This is a genomic window from Streptomyces sp. NPDC087310 (assembly GCF_044744405.1).
In the GTDB taxonomy this organism is placed as follows: Bacteria; Actinomycetota; Actinomycetes; order Streptomycetales; family Streptomycetaceae; genus Streptomyces.
Window position 1 is genome coordinate 615145 of record NZ_JBIUYF010000005.1, and the last position, 13544, is coordinate 628688.

Below are 13544 nucleotides of genomic sequence, written 5' to 3' on the forward strand. Positions count from 1 at the left end.
AGCCTACGGACGGGTCTTGACGGGTGGCTGCCAGTCTGGGGCCCTTGGGTGAACAACCGATCGCGGACATGTCCCAGCCCTGTCCCGAACGGCCACCGCCCGTTGGTCCCCGGTTGTCGCCCTGTTGTCGCCCTGTCCTGCCGTGTATCCCGAGAAGCGCGTCCGGCACGGTCCCGGGGACCGGAGGGGTGGGGCCCCCGGCCCCTCGGCGCGTTATCCCGCCCGCCGCTGCACCTGCTTGCGCGAGCGCTTCTCGACGTACATCCGCTGGTCGGCGGATTGCAGGACCTCCTCGACCGACATGCCGCAGGCCGCCCAACTGATGCCGAAGCTGGCGCCGACCCGGACCGCCCTGCCGTCCACCCTGATCGGCGGGATGATCGCGTTCCGCAGCCGTACGGCGAGGTCGGCGGCGTCCGCCGAGCCGAGGCCGTCGGCGAGGACGACGAACTCGTCGCCGCCGAGCCGGGCCACGGTGTCGCCGTCGCGTACGCCGGTGGTGAGCCGGCGCGCGACCTCGATCAGCACCTCGTCGCCGGTGTTGTGGCCGAAGCGGTCGTTGATGGACTTGAACCCGTCGAGGTCGCAGAAGAGGACCGCGAGCCCCTTCGTGCCGTCGTCCGCCCCGCCCTCGGCGGGCGCGACCAGGTGGACGTGGTGGTCGAAGGGGCCGGCGCCGGACGGCGGGAGCAGGCCACCGCCGTCGCGTACGCCGCCACGGCCGCCCGCGCGCTCCTCGTAGCCGTCGTGGCCGGAGTAGCCGTCGCCGGGGCCGCTGGGGCTGTGGGTGGCCGTGTACCCGTCGCTGCTGCCGCCGTCGTAGCCGTTGACGCCGTCGCAGCCGTTGCCGTTGCCGTTGCCGTAACCGTTGACATTGCCGTTGACGTTGCCTGCGCCGTATCCGGCGTACGTGTCGTAGCCGGGCTCGTACAGGACCGTGCCCTCGTACCCCCCGTACGCCGCGTCCAGGGCCTCGACGGGGGTCTTCTCCCGCGTGGCGAACGGGCGCGAGCAGAGCCGGGCGCTGAGGCGGGAGCGCAGCTCCGCGCTGTTGGGCAGGCCGGTGAGGGAGTCGTGCGAGGCGCGGTGGGCGAGCTGGAGTTCGCGGCCCTTGCGCTCCTCGATGTCCTCCACGTGCGTGAGGAGGAAGCGGGGGCCGTCCGCCGTGTCCGCGACGACGGAGTTGCGCAGCGAGACCCAGACGTACGAGCCGTCCCGGCGCGCGAGGCGCAGCTCGGCGCGGCCCCCCTCGGCGGAGGTGCGCAGCAGGGTGCCGATGTCCTCGGGGTGGACGAGGTCGGAGAAGGAGTGGCGGCGCATCACGGCGGCGGGGCGGCCCAGGAGGCGGCAGAGGGCGTCGTTGGTGCGGAGCAGTTTGCCGTGCTGATCGCCGCCCATCTCGGCGACGGCCATGCCGCTGGGCGCGTACTCGAATGCCTGACGGAAGGATTCCTCACTGGCCCGGAGCGCCTGCTTGTCGCGCTCCAGACGGACGAGGGCGCGCTGCATGTTTGCCCTGAGGCGGGCGTTACTGATCGCAATGGCCGCCTGGGACGCGTACATCTGGAGCGCTTCCTGCCCCCAGGGGCCGGGGCGGCGCCCGCCGCGCGGCCGGTCGACGGATATCACGCCGAGCAGCTCGCCCCCGCGCCCCGCGGCGTGCGCCGGCGGGTCCTTGCGGGCGGTGGAGTACATCGGGGCGTAGAGGCGGTCGGCGGGGTGCCACTCGTCCTCGAAGCGGGGTTCGGGGCCTTCGGTGTACCACTGCGGTACGTCGTCCTCCAGCAGCACCCAGCCCTCGGTGTGCGGTATGAACCGCAGGTCACCCCAGGTCTCGCCCATGGCGAGCCGGCGCTCCCAGGAGGTGCGGGAGCCGACCCGTCCGGTGATCAGCGCCTCGGCGGCGGCGCTCCCCGCGAAGGCGGCGACGACGAGGTCGCCGTCGGCCTGGACGACGTTCACGCACGCGAGTTCATAGCCGAGCCCTGTGACGACGCCGTCGGCGACGGTCTGGAGGGTGTCCGCCAGACTGCGGGCGGTGTTGAGCTCTGCGACGGCCTCGTGCAACTGCCGCAGGGTCGCAAGACGGACATACGGCTCCGACTCGGTCTCCATTGCTCGCTCTCCCCGAGACCTCGACAGCAACTCCAGGATTCTCATCGGCGCTTGTGTGGCACTGTCCTCGCAACTGAATCACAGCGAGCTGTTCGCCAGGTACACAGGGTCAACAATTACCTCGCTCTGTGTCTCAAGTCACACGCCCAGGGAGGGAAGGAATGCCTGGTGGAAGCGCTCCCGCGGCTTTGCGGAACGCAATTCCCGGCCGTGGGGGACCGATCGGAGCGTGGTCCTAGGACCTGGCTGGTCCCCTGGTCCGATGCGGGCGCGGGACCGCCGAGACTAGCGTCTCCCCCGTGTCCCAGACGAGTCCCGCCCCCCGTGCCCAAGCCGTCCCGCATGCTGAGGGGGTGAGCGACGACGAGTTCCGCGCAGCCCTCGCCCGGCTGGCCGCGGGTGTGGTGCTGGTGACGGCGCACGAACCCGCCCTGAGCGCGGACGGACCGCGCGGCGAGGACGCGGGCATGACGGCGACGGCCTTCCTGTCCGTCTCCCTGGACCCGCCACTGGTCCTGGTCAGCGTCCGCAACGGCTCCCGGATGGACGACCTGCTCGCCGAACAGCCCGTGTGGGCCGCGTCCTTGCTCTCGGAGAACCAGCGGCACATCGCGGGCCGGTTCGCGATGAAGGGACGGATCAGCGACCGGCTGCTGTTCCAGGACCTCCCGTACCGGCGCGGCGAGGTGAGCGGCGCACCGCTGGTGGAGGGGGCGCTGGCGACGCTGGAGTGCCGTACGGAGCAGCGGGTCGAGGCGGGCGACCACACGCTGGTGATCGGGCGGGTGCTGACGGCGGACCTGCCGGGCGGGGAGGCCGGGCCGCTGACGTACTTCAAGGGCCGCTACCGCCAGTTGGGCCAGGGCTGAGGCGCGGGGGGGCGCGAGAGAGCCCCCGTAACGACGTCTACCAGTCGCGCCCGGTACGGCCGCGCTTCGTCTGCGCGCGCGCCTTCTTCTCGCGCAGCCTGCGCTCGTTGATCCCGCGCGGGATCTTCGTCTTGCGGCGGGGACGCGGCGGCGGGGCCGTCGCCTCGGCCAGCAGGGCGGCGAGCCGTACCGAGGCCGTCTCGCGGTTGCGCCACTGGGAGCGGTGCTCCGACGCCCGTACGGTGACCACGCCGCCCACCAGCCGGCTCGCGAGCCGGTCCAGCGCGCGCTCCTTCCAGACGGGCGGCAGGGCCTCGGTCCTCGCCAGGTCGAAGCGCAGCTCCACCTGGGAGTCGCTGGTGTTGACGTGCTGGCCGCCGGGCCCCGACGAGCGCGAGAAACGCCACATCAGCTCGGCCTCCGGCAGGGAGACCGAACCGCGGATGACATGAGGAGGCCCGGACATGGACCCATGGTCGCGTGTCCGCGCCCCTCACGTCACCTCTTTAATCAGCGGGCCCCTGGCGGGACCGCTCCGAGCGGCGGGCCCCTGGGCCGCCCGGGTAAAGAAAGTAAAGGGGTGTGGAACCTCCGGGGCCTCTGCCCGCGTTATGTCGGATGACGGTAGCTTCGGGTCCACCCGAAGCCCGCACACGACTACGAAAGGGACATCCCATGGCTGTAAGCCTGTCCAAGGGCGGCAACGTCTCACTCACCAAGGAGGCGCCCGGCCTCACCGCCGTCACGGTCGGCCTCGGCTGGGACGTCCGCACGACCACCGGTACGGACTTCGACCTCGACGCCTCGGCGATCGCGGTGAACGAGGCCGGGAAGGTCTTCTCGGACGGTCACTTCGTCTTCTTCAACAACAAGGCGACGCCGGACCAGACCATCGTCCACACCGGTGACAACCGGACGGGCGAGGGCGACGGCGACGACGAGGCCATCAACGTCAACCTGGCGGGCCTGCCGGCGGACATCACCAAGATCGTATTCCCGGTCTCGATCTACGACGCCGAGACCCGCAGCCAGAACTTCGGCCAGGTCCGCAACGCGTACATCCGCATCCTGAACCAGGCGGGCGGCGCGGAGATCGCCCGCTACGACCTGAGCGAGGACGCGGCCACGGAGACGGCCATGGTCTTCGGCGAGCTGTACCGCAACGGCGCGGAGTGGAAGTTCCGCGCGGTCGGCCAGGGCTACGCCTCGGGCCTGGTGGGCATCGCGACGGACTTCGGCGTCAACCTCTGATCACCGGTCGCTCCTGATCGCTGATCACCGGCGTCCGACGACGCAACCACGCAGGGCCCCGGCTCCGGCCGGGGCCCTGCGTGGTTCCGCGTTCCGCACGACCGGGCCGCGCCCCGGGCAGGGGCCCCCGGACAGGGAAACGCGGCGATTCACTCGAACGTGACACCATCGGGTCGTGCTCGACATCGGCTACTCCCTCTCCCGGCGCTTTCCCGATCCCCCGCAGACCGACTACCGCCGCGCGGAGGTCAAGGAGCTGCGGCACGATCTGTTCTGCGGGGACGTCTATCTCGCCGACGCCTCCGCCGACCGTGAGGTGTCCACCGCGTGGGGATGGGTGCCCGTGCTCGACTTCGCGTGGGCCCTGTGCGACATCGTCGAGCGGATCGACCAGGACCCCCGGGGGAGCAGGGCGGCCACGCCGCAGTACGCCGAGCTGGACTTCACGGAGTCGGCGGACCGGATGTTCTTCCAGCGGCGCTTCGGGTGGGTCGACATCGAGGCCGACTGGATGCACGGCGACGAGCCGCCGCTCACGTTCAGCCACCGGCTGCTGCGCCGGGAGTCGCGTGACTTCCTGCACGATCTGATCGCGGACCTCACCGACCTGCACGACGGACTGGCCGACAACCCGGCCGTCTGGGACCTCCAGAGCCGTTTCCCCCGCTGCTGAGGCGCGGGCGGCACCACCCCCTCCCGGGGGACCTCCCGGAGCCCTCCCGGAGCCCTCCCGAGCCCTCCCGGAACCCTCCTGGGACCCCGTGAGGCCCGTCGCGTCCCACAGCCACCACAGAGTCGTCGCACAGTCGTCACACAGCCCACTCACGGATCCGGGCGTCCGCAGGCGTACATCGCGCGTCCCCGGGCAGATGCAGTCTGCCGGGGCACTGCCGGGGACGCGGGCGACCGCTTCCTCCCCCCACCGAAACGGCGTGCCTCTGGAGTACCGCGTGGGCCTCGGCCTATCCCCCCGGGCCGGGGCCCACGGCGTACCCCCTGACGACCGGGCCGGTCAGTCCTCCACCCGTACGCCGATCTGCGCCGCGAACGCCGGTGCGAGATGCAGCAGTTGCGCCGAGCTGATCACCGCTCCCGCCAGCCGGTCCAGACCGCGCGCGATGTCCAGCTCGGCGACCGTCCGCAGATCGACGTCCTTCATCCGGACCCCGCTCAGATCGATCCGCCGGAGCACACAGTCCCGGAACTCCACCCGCTCCAGCTCCGCTCCCGCGAAGTCCGGCTCGGCCAGCACGCACCCCTCGAACACCACGTCCTTCAGCCGTGCCTTGCGCAGATTCAGGTAGTCGATCTTCCCGCCCTTGATCAGCACGCGCTCCAGCACCGCCCCGTGCAACTGGAGCCCGCCCAGCCGCGCGTCCACCACCTCCACATCCCGCAGGGACGCCCCCGCGAGGTCCGTGCCCACACCCCGGACGCCGGTCAGGACGGAGTCGATGAACCGCGCCCGCCCCAGCGCCGTCCCGTCCAGCCCGCACTCCCGCAGCGCACAGTCGATGAACCGCGCGCCCGGCCCTTCCTGGCCGCCCAGGTCCAGACCCTGGAACTCCAGGCCGTCGTAGTCCCCGTCCGGCTCCAGATCGCCGCCGTACGGGCTCAGCGGCGGGAGCCGCACCTCCGCCCGACGCGCCGCAGCCGTCCCGTTCTTCGCCGTCTTCCTCGCCATACCCCCATGGTGGCCTACGGCACTGACAACGCCCCGATGTCACATCCGACATGCCGCCGCACGTCACCTCGGTGAGCACGTCAACGAGGGAGAGAGGTCACCATGGGTCGCAGCCCCAGCCCCAGCACCGGTATCACCGTCATCGGCGGCGGACTCGCCGGACTCACCGCCGCCATCACCGCCGCCGAGGCGGGCGCCCGTGTCACCCTGCACGAGGCCCATCACACCCTCGGCGGCCGGGCCAGGACCGCCGAAGGCCCGTACGCGGTCAACGAGGGCCCGCACGCCCTCTACCGGCGCGGGCCCCACTGGGACTGGCTCCGGCAGCGCGGGCTCCTCGGCCCCCTGGCGAACCTGCCCCTGCGCGAGGCCGCGCGTTTCCGCTTCCACCACGGCGGCGCGCTGCGCCGTATCCCGCCCGTCGGGCTGTTCGCCCTCGCCCGCCGCAGCGCCGAACAGGCCCCGGCCGACGTCGACTTCCTCACCTGGGCGACGGAGCGGGCCGGGGAAGCGACCGCGCGGGCCGCCGCGCACTACGTCGCCGTGGCCCTCTTCCACCACGACCCGGGCTCGCTCTCCGCCGCCTTCGTACAGGAGCGGCTGCGGCGCGCCGCAGCGCTGCCGCCGGAGGCCCGGTACCCGGCGGGCGGCTGGGGCAGGCTCACCGAGCGCATGGCCGGGCACGCCTGGAACCTGGGGGTACGGATCGAGACGTCCACCCGGATCGACACGCTGCCGGACGGACCCGTCATCGTGGCGACCTCCTTGGACGCGGCCCGCAACCTCCTCAAGGACGACGGGCTGCACTGGCCCAGCGGCCGTACGCTCCTGCTCGACCTGGCGCTCCGTACGCGCCGGGGCGACCCGTTCGTCGTCTCGGACCTGGACGCCCCGGGGTGGCTCGAACGGTTCACCGCGCAGGACCCGTCCCTCGCCCCGGCCGGCGAACAGCTCATCCAGGGACAGATCCCGATCGGCCCCGACGCACCCCGCGCCGAAGCGCTCGCGCGCGCCGAGCACCTGCTCGACCTGGGCTTCCCCGGCTGGCGCGAGCGGACCGTCTGGCGGCGCGAGGCCCTGGCGAACGGCCGTACGGGCGCGGTCGACCCGCCCGGCACCACCTGGCGGGACCGGCCCCGCATCGACCGCGGCGGGTCCGGGGTCTTCCTCGCCGGGGACCAGGTGGCGGCGCCCGGGGTGCTCTCGGAGGTGGCGTTCACCAGCGGGATCACGGCGGCGTCGCTGGCGCTCAAGGCGCTCGCGGGGGTGTCCGCGGGCGGCGCTTGACCTCAAGGGAACTTGAAGGCCGGAGGCTGGCGCCCACACCGTCCTACCGCCCCAGGGAGCCCGTCATGGACGGTCCCGGGCGGCCGGCTCCGCCCGGCCGTACAACGCTTCCCCCTGGCGGACGCGGCGTGGGCGCATACCGCGCAGGAGATGCGCGGAACGATGGGCAAGGTGGTCCTGGAGCCGTAAGCCCGGCCCCTGCCCCCTGGCCCCTTGGCCTCTGATCCGCGGTCAGGCGGCCCAGCGGCGCGGAGTGTGGACAAGGGTGGCCCAGGTACGAGTTCCGGTACCGGTACCAGCGCCCGCACCGAAGTGGTGCGCGGCCCCGAACCCCCAGCTTCCGTGGTGGGTCTCCACCAGTTCGGGCACGCCTTCGAGCGCGTCCAGGCGGCGTTCGTCGCACGCGGCGGCGAGACGGGGGTGGGTATGGGCGGCGTGGGTGTCGTGCACGGTGACCCGCAGGGCGCCCTCCAGGTCGTGATGGAGGGCGAGGTGGATCTGCTCCCCGGACGCGGTGAAAGCGCAGGCGTAGGCGACGAGTTCGCGTACGAGGCGCAGGGCGGGGTCGATCAGCAGGTCCGCCACGCAGTGGACATCGAGGATGACCTCGGCGGCCTCCCGAGCGATGGCGGGCGTGGCGACGGCGGAGGGCAGGGCGAGACCGTACGCGAGATTCCCGGGCGCGGGCTCCTCGGGGTCCTGCGGCGGCGGAGGGCACTGGGTGAAGCGCGGGACGGGGTTCGCGGCGGGGGCGGTTCCGTTTTCGGGCATGACAACTCCGCTCGGCGGTGGGGTGGTTGTTCGTGCCGGTGGACACAGGTGGCACGCTTGCGCAACGCTCTCCATGCTTGCTTTGCGTGAGCGTCGCACTACTGAAGGTAGGGTATCGAGTGCATCATGCGCCACCCCAACGCTCGGATAGTGCATCACCAGTAGCCCCGTATCGTGATGCCCGCCAGACTGAGCATCGGACAGGAAGGATCTCCATGCCCCCACGGACCACGCCCACGCAGCGGCAGAAGCGACTCGGCGCCGAGATCAAGAAGTTGCGCATGGTCGCGGGCATGACCGCCGAACGGGTCGCCGAGTTGATCGGCGTCGACCGGGGCAAGATCTCGAACATCGAGGCGGGGGTCCGCAACATCAGCCCGGAACGGCTGCGCGCACTGGCCGCCCACTGCGGCTGCACGGACGAGCGTTACGTGGACGCCCTCGTGGAACTCGGCACGATCCACCAGCGGAACTGGTGGGACGAGTACCGGAAGAAGCTGTCACCCGGGTTCATGGACATCGCCGAACTGGAATGGCACTCAACCCGGATCCAGACCATCCAGACGGTTCACATCCCTGGTCTGCTCCAGACCGAGGACTACGCCCGCAGCGTCTTTTCCGCAGTGCTTCCCGCCTTCTCGCGTCTCGAAGTCGAACTGCATGTGGCCCATCGGATGGACCGCCAGCGTGTACTCACCCGCGAGCAGCCCGCCGGTTACACGGGTTACGTGCACGAGGCCGCCCTGCGGATGCGCTTCGGGGGCCGTGACACGACCAAGAAGCAGCTCAGCACTCTGGTCGAAGCGAGCGAGCGGGACAACGTCACCGTCCGCATAGTGCCTATCGAACTCGGCAGCTTCCCCGGCGCCGGACACGCCCTTCTCTATGCCGAGGGGGCCGTCCCCCAACTCGACACCGTGCAGCTCGATTCGGCGCACGGCCCGGATTTCATGCACACCGCAGAACAACTGTCCAAGTACCGAGCACACTTGGACTGGATGGACGAGGCGTGTCTGTCCACGCCTGCTTCCCGAGACGTCATCCACAGCATCATCCGCGAACTGTAAGGACCTCAGCCATGCCCAAGATCACCTGGGAAGACCCGTTCTGCGGCGCGGGCAACAACTGCTTCCGCATCGGCACCGACCCCGACGGCAACGCCTACATAGCAGTCGCAGGCCAAGAGGACACCTACCTCACCGACACCCGCGAAGCCCTCGCCACCCTCATCCGCGACATCAAAGCCGGCAAAGCCGACCACCTGCTCTAGCAGGCCGAGGCGATCGTCACTTGTCGTCGGGGGCGTCGATGATGTTGCCCTTCTCGTCGACGGTGTGGGTCTCCCAGTAGACGTCCCACTTGTCGCCGACGTGCTCCGGCTCCTTGCCCTCCGGGAAGCGGGTGTACCCCTTCGGGGGTTCCTCGCCCTTGGGCACGCACGCCTGGCCGGTGCTGCCCACCGTGATCACCCCGTACTCGCCGCCACCGCAACTCGCGTCCTCCATCGAGCAACTGGTGAGCGTCGCGACGGCCGCGCAGGCCAGGGCCAGGCCGGCCGCCGATCGCAGCATGCGCCTGCCGCGTACGAGGGAGGAGGTACGGAATCCGGCGGTGGCACGCATGGGTGGCTCCTTCGATTCGGGTCTGTGCGGACCATCCTGCGCGACGGCCCGCACGCAGGCGTGAGTACACGTACTCAACTGATGTGCGGGCGCGGCCACATCGACCGGCAGCCCGAGGCGGAGCCGCACGGCGGTCAGACGCGGTAGGCGGTCGTCGCGAGGTGGACGAACGAGCGGATCAGTGGGTTCGGGTCGCCCTCGTTCCACGCGGCCACCACGCGGCTCGGCGCCATGTCGATCAGTTCGACCACGGCCAGTTCCGCCGGGTGGTCGTGTCCGAGCGGCGTCATGCCGACCGTGCTGTTCCACAGCACGGCCTGGACGCACTCCTGGACGCCGCGCACCACCGGGCCCTCGCGGGGCTCGCCGCCGTGCCAGTACGCCTGCCAGAGCGGGTCGGTGCCGTCAGGGAAGCGGAACCAGCGCCGGTCGGCGAGGTCCGCCAGCTTCAGGTGGTCGTGGCGGGCCAGCGGGTCGTCGGCGCGCAGCACCGTACCCACCGGGTCGGCACGCAGTTCGCGTACGGTCAGGCCGGCCGTGTCGAAGGGGGCGCGGGTCAGGGCGACATCGACCAGTCCGGCGCGCAGTCCGCAGGTCGGGTCGGTCAGGTCGGTCTCGCGGACGCGGACCTCGACGCCCGGGTGCTGTCGGCGGTACGCGGCGGCGAGCCGGGTCGCGCCCCGGTCGGTGCCGTCGCCCAGGATGCCGACGGTGATGGTCGCGGCGCCGGCCGCCGCCGCGACCCGTACGCGTAGCCCGTCGGCCCGGTCGAGCAGGGTGCGCGCCTCGTCCAGCAGCACCGCACCGGCCGGGGTGAGCGTGACGCCCGTGGGCGAGCGGTGCAGCAGGGTGGCGCCGAGGCCGGTCTCCAGGTGTTTGACCGCCCGGCTCAGCGGCGGCTGGCTCATGTGCAGCCGGGCGGCGGCGCGGCCGAAGTGGAGTTCCTCGGCGACGGCCACGAAGTAGCGCAGCGTGCGTAGGTCCATGACCGGCGAAGATACCCGGCGGCCGGACCCTGGGCAGGGTCCGGCCGCCGGGCCGGGATCGCGCCGTTCCCCCGTCCCCACGGGGTACGGCGCGACGGGGCCGCCGCCGCTTTCGGCGACCCCGGTCAAGGGGATGGAGGGAGGGTCAGACGCGGGCCGGGTCGCGGTCGGCCGGGGCCGGGGGGACGGGGGCCGGGTCGCGGGTGAGGGCTTCGCCCTCGACGTCCACGCGGGGCAGGATCCGGTCGAGCCGGCGGGGCATCCACCAGGCGGCCCTGCCGAGGAGGGCGAGTACGGCCGGTACGAGGGCCATGCGGACGACGAACGCGTCGAGCAGGACGGCGACGGCCAGCCCGAAGCCGATCATCTTGATCATGGACTCACCGGCGCCGACGAACCCGGAGAACACCGCCATCATGATCAGCGCCGCTGCCACCACCACACGGGCGCTGTGCCGGAACCCGGTGACGACCGCCTGGCCGGGACCGTCCCCGTGGACGTACGCCTCCCGCATCCGGGCGACGAGGAACACCTCGTAATCCATGGCGAGTCCGAACACGATGCCCACCAGGAAGATCGGCATCAGGCTCATGATCGGGCCCGTCGACTCGACGCCCAGCAGCTCGGCGCCCCAGCCCCACTGGAAGACCGCGATGACGGTGCCCAGCGACGCGAGCACCGAGAGGAGGAAGCCGAGGGCCGCCTTGATCGGGACGAGCACGGACCGGAAGACCACCATCAGCAGCAGGACGGCGAGGCCCACGACGACGATCAGATACGGGACCAGCGCGTCCTGGACCTTCCCGGCGATGTCGATGTTCATCGCCGTGCTGCCGGTGACCTCGAAGGTCGCGCCGGTCGCCGACTCGCTCGCGGGGCGCTCGGCCCTGATCGTCCTGACGAGGTCCTTGGTCCGCTCGTCGGTCGGCGCGGTGGCCGGTACGGCGGAGAAGACCGCGGTGTCGCCCTCGGCGTTGAACCGCGCCGGGGAGACCGACACGACACCCTCCGTGGCCTTGATCCGCCGCTCGATGGTGGTGACGGCGTCCTTCGGGGCGTCGGCGCCCCTGGCGTCCACGACGATGGTCAGCGGACCGTTGAAGCCGGGGCCGAACCCCTCGGCGAGGTCGTCGTACGCGCGGCGCTCGGTGGTCGAGACGGGCTTGGACTCGGCACCGGGCATGCCCAGTTGGAGGTCCATGACCGGTACGGCCAGCGCGCCGAGACCGGCGACCGAGACGAGCAGTACGGGCAGGGGCCGGCGCAGGACGAACCGGGCCCAGCGGCTGCCGCCGTTGCGCTCCCCGCCCTCCTTCGCGTGGCCGTGCTTGCGGGCACGGCGGGACAGGACGGCGTTCGGCCAGAAGCCGAGGAGGGCCGGGACCAGGGTCAGCGCGACGAGGACGCAGACGGTGACCCCGCCCGCGGCGGCCAGCCCCATCTTGGTCAGCATCGGGATGCCGACCACCGACAGCCCGGCGAGCGCGATGACGACGGTCAGCCCGGCGAAGACGACCGCGGATCCGGCGGTCCCGGCGGCCAGCCCGGCCGCCTCCTGGGGCGCGTGCCCCTTGGCCCGTTCCTCGCGGTAGCGGGAGACGATGAACAGGGCGTAGTCGATGCCGCACGCCAGGCCGAGCATGGAGGCCAGGGTGCCGGTGGTGGCGGTCAGTCCGAACGTACTGCCCAGGGCGAGGATCGACGCCATGCTGACCCCGACGCCGAGGACCGCCGTGAGCAGCGGCAGCCCGGCGGCGGCCAGCGAACCGAAGGTGATCAGCATGACCACGGCGGCGATGGCGATGCCGATCGCCTCGGCCGAGCCGCCCGCGGAAGGCTGGCTCGCCAGCGCGTCGCCGCCGGTCTCGACGGTCAGGCCCGCGTCCCGGGCCTGGCCTATCGCCGTCTCCAGGTCGCCCTTGGTGGTGTCGGTCAGGTCGCCGGCCGTCACCTTGTAGGTGACGGTGGCGTACGCGGTCGTCGCGTCCTCGCTCACCGCGCCGGCCTCGTACGGGCTCACCGCACCGGCGACCTGCGGTCCGTCGGCCGCCTCGGCCACCAGCCGGTCGACGGCGGCCCGGTGCGCGGCGGCGGTGATCTTCTGCCCGTCCGGGGCGACGAAGACGATACGGGCGGTCGCCCCGTCGGCCGAGGCCCCGGGGAAGCGCTGTTCCATCAGGTCGAACGCCTTCTGGGACTCGATCCCCGGCATGGTGTTCGCCTCGTCGGCGGCGGCGGGCGCCTTGGCGGCGCCGAAGCCGACGGCGGCCAGGACGGCCACCCACAGCAGGGTGACGTACCAGCGTCGCCGGAAGGCCAGCCGGCCCAGTCGGTGGAGGAAAGCGGCCACGGGGAGAGATCTCCAGCGTTCGGTTCGAGGGAGGGCGGGGACGGGGAGGTGTTGCCGCGACCGGACCGTCGGGGATCGTCAGGCCGGGTGCCGCTGAGCCGCCGCCGGGCGTCGGCGCGCGTCGTCCCGGAGCAGGCCGATCCGCGCCCCGAGCGAGACGGCGGCCATGCCGACGGCCGTCGCGACGCCCTGTGCGCCGTCCAGGACGAAGGGCGCGATCACGGCGACGACCAGGTTGAAGAGGAACAGGAACCAGAGGACGGGACGGGAGGAGAGCAGCGCCTTCATGACGTTTCCTTGGGGGTTCGGGAGCGGGGGTCCGGGAACGGCTGTTCCGGAGCGGTGACCTTCTGGCTTCAACCCTCCCGGCGCGCCCGCGCCCGGACGAGGTGGTCCACTCCCGAACCGGTGGTGTAGCGGGGTACACCACGGCCCGATACGCGAGGGCACGACCGGGGGCACGACCGGGGGCACGAGAGGCGGATACGCCCCATTCGTGGTGTCCTGTCCAGAGGTCCACGCGCCTGAGGTCCGCGCGCCTGCCGATCCCCTACGGAGCCACTACCGAGCCCCTGCCGAGCCACCACGGAGCCACCACGGAGCCACTGC

At 71.9% G+C, this 13544-nt stretch carries 14 protein-coding genes and 1 pseudogene; 7 read left to right on the plus strand and 8 right to left on the minus strand.

The window, feature by feature from the left end:
* Window positions 1-213: 213 nt before the first annotated feature.
* Window positions 214-2115: a diguanylate cyclase domain-containing protein gene (locus ACIO3P_RS21975; protein WP_401853181.1), complete on the minus strand. Its 1902-nt coding sequence runs from the start codon at window positions 2113-2115 to the stop codon at window positions 214-216.
* A 299-nt stretch (window positions 2116-2414) separates the two neighbouring features.
* Between ACIO3P_RS21975 and ACIO3P_RS21980 the strand changes: the two genes are divergently transcribed.
* Window positions 2415-2984 carry a flavin reductase family protein gene (locus ACIO3P_RS21980; RefSeq protein WP_329824889.1) on the plus strand — a complete coding sequence of 190 codons (570 nt, stop codon included), beginning with the start codon at window positions 2415-2417 and terminating at the stop codon, window positions 2982-2984.
* Window positions 2985-3021: 37 nt separating this feature from the next.
* Here ACIO3P_RS21980 and arfB read toward each other — a convergent pair whose 3' ends face one another.
* Window positions 3022-3450: an alternative ribosome rescue aminoacyl-tRNA hydrolase ArfB gene (gene arfB, locus ACIO3P_RS21985; protein WP_329824888.1), complete on the minus strand. Its 429-nt coding sequence runs from the start codon at window positions 3448-3450 to the stop codon at window positions 3022-3024.
* 209 nt (window positions 3451-3659) lie between these two features.
* On the opposite strand from arfB, the gene ACIO3P_RS21990 reads away from it, so the two are divergent.
* Complete coding sequence (locus tag ACIO3P_RS21990; RefSeq protein WP_329824887.1) at window positions 3660-4235, plus strand: TerD family protein; 576 nt, start codon at window positions 3660-3662, stop codon at window positions 4233-4235.
* Window positions 4236-4410: 175 nt separating this feature from the next.
* Window positions 4411-4908 carry a hypothetical protein gene (locus ACIO3P_RS21995; protein WP_401853183.1) on the plus strand — a complete coding sequence of 166 codons (498 nt, stop codon included), beginning with the start codon at window positions 4411-4413 and terminating at the stop codon, window positions 4906-4908.
* Between the two features lie 339 nt (window positions 4909-5247).
* Here ACIO3P_RS21995 and ACIO3P_RS22000 read toward each other — a convergent pair whose 3' ends face one another.
* Window positions 5248-5919: a pentapeptide repeat-containing protein gene (locus ACIO3P_RS22000; RefSeq protein WP_329824885.1), complete on the minus strand. Its 672-nt coding sequence runs from the start codon at window positions 5917-5919 to the stop codon at window positions 5248-5250.
* Window positions 5920-6021: 102 nt separating this feature from the next.
* On the opposite strand from ACIO3P_RS22000, the gene ACIO3P_RS22005 reads away from it, so the two are divergent.
* Window positions 6022-7206 carry an FAD-dependent oxidoreductase gene (locus tag ACIO3P_RS22005; protein WP_329824884.1) on the plus strand — a complete coding sequence of 395 codons (1185 nt, stop codon included), beginning with the start codon at window positions 6022-6024 and terminating at the stop codon, window positions 7204-7206.
* 81 nt (window positions 7207-7287) lie between these two features.
* A pseudogene (locus ACIO3P_RS22010) lies at window positions 7288-7395 on the plus strand (zinc-binding dehydrogenase); the annotation flags it as partial.
* A gap of 42 nt (window positions 7396-7437) precedes the next feature.
* Here the strand turns inward: ACIO3P_RS22010 and ACIO3P_RS22015 are convergent.
* The gene (locus tag ACIO3P_RS22015; protein WP_329824883.1) at window positions 7438-7977 is read right to left on the minus strand and encodes an ATP-binding protein; all 540 of its coding nucleotides are present in this window, start codon (window positions 7975-7977) and stop codon (window positions 7438-7440) included.
* A 215-nt stretch (window positions 7978-8192) separates the two neighbouring features.
* Between ACIO3P_RS22015 and ACIO3P_RS22020 the strand changes: the two genes are divergently transcribed.
* Both ACIO3P_RS22020 and ACIO3P_RS22025 read left to right on the plus strand, forming a co-directional pair.
* Window positions 8193-9044, plus strand: coding sequence for a helix-turn-helix transcriptional regulator (locus ACIO3P_RS22020; RefSeq protein ID WP_329824882.1), 852 nt, complete (start codon window positions 8193-8195; stop codon window positions 9042-9044).
* A gap of 11 nt (window positions 9045-9055) precedes the next feature.
* Window positions 9056-9247: a hypothetical protein gene (locus tag ACIO3P_RS22025; protein WP_329824881.1), complete on the plus strand. Its 192-nt coding sequence runs from the start codon at window positions 9056-9058 to the stop codon at window positions 9245-9247.
* 16 nt (window positions 9248-9263) lie between these two features.
* Here the strand turns inward: ACIO3P_RS22025 and ACIO3P_RS22030 are convergent, their stop codons facing one another.
* The 4 genes from ACIO3P_RS22030 to ACIO3P_RS22045 form a co-directional block, all read right to left on the minus strand.
* Complete coding sequence (locus ACIO3P_RS22030) at window positions 9264-9599, minus strand: SCO0607 family lipoprotein (RefSeq protein ID WP_401853185.1); 336 nt, start codon at window positions 9597-9599, stop codon at window positions 9264-9266.
* 134 nt (window positions 9600-9733) lie between these two features.
* Window positions 9734-10585 (minus strand): LysR substrate-binding domain-containing protein, encoded by an 852-nt coding sequence (locus ACIO3P_RS22035; protein WP_401853187.1) that lies wholly within the window; start codon window positions 10583-10585, stop codon window positions 9734-9736.
* A 145-nt stretch (window positions 10586-10730) separates the two neighbouring features.
* A complete protein-coding gene (locus ACIO3P_RS22040; RefSeq protein ID WP_401853189.1) occupies window positions 10731-12935 on the minus strand; it encodes an MMPL family transporter in 2205 nt (734 codons plus the stop codon).
* A 78-nt stretch (window positions 12936-13013) separates the two neighbouring features.
* Window positions 13014-13223 (minus strand): hypothetical protein, encoded by a 210-nt coding sequence (locus tag ACIO3P_RS22045; protein ID WP_401789337.1) that lies wholly within the window; start codon window positions 13221-13223, stop codon window positions 13014-13016.
* Between the last annotated feature and the right edge of the window lie 321 nt (window positions 13224-13544).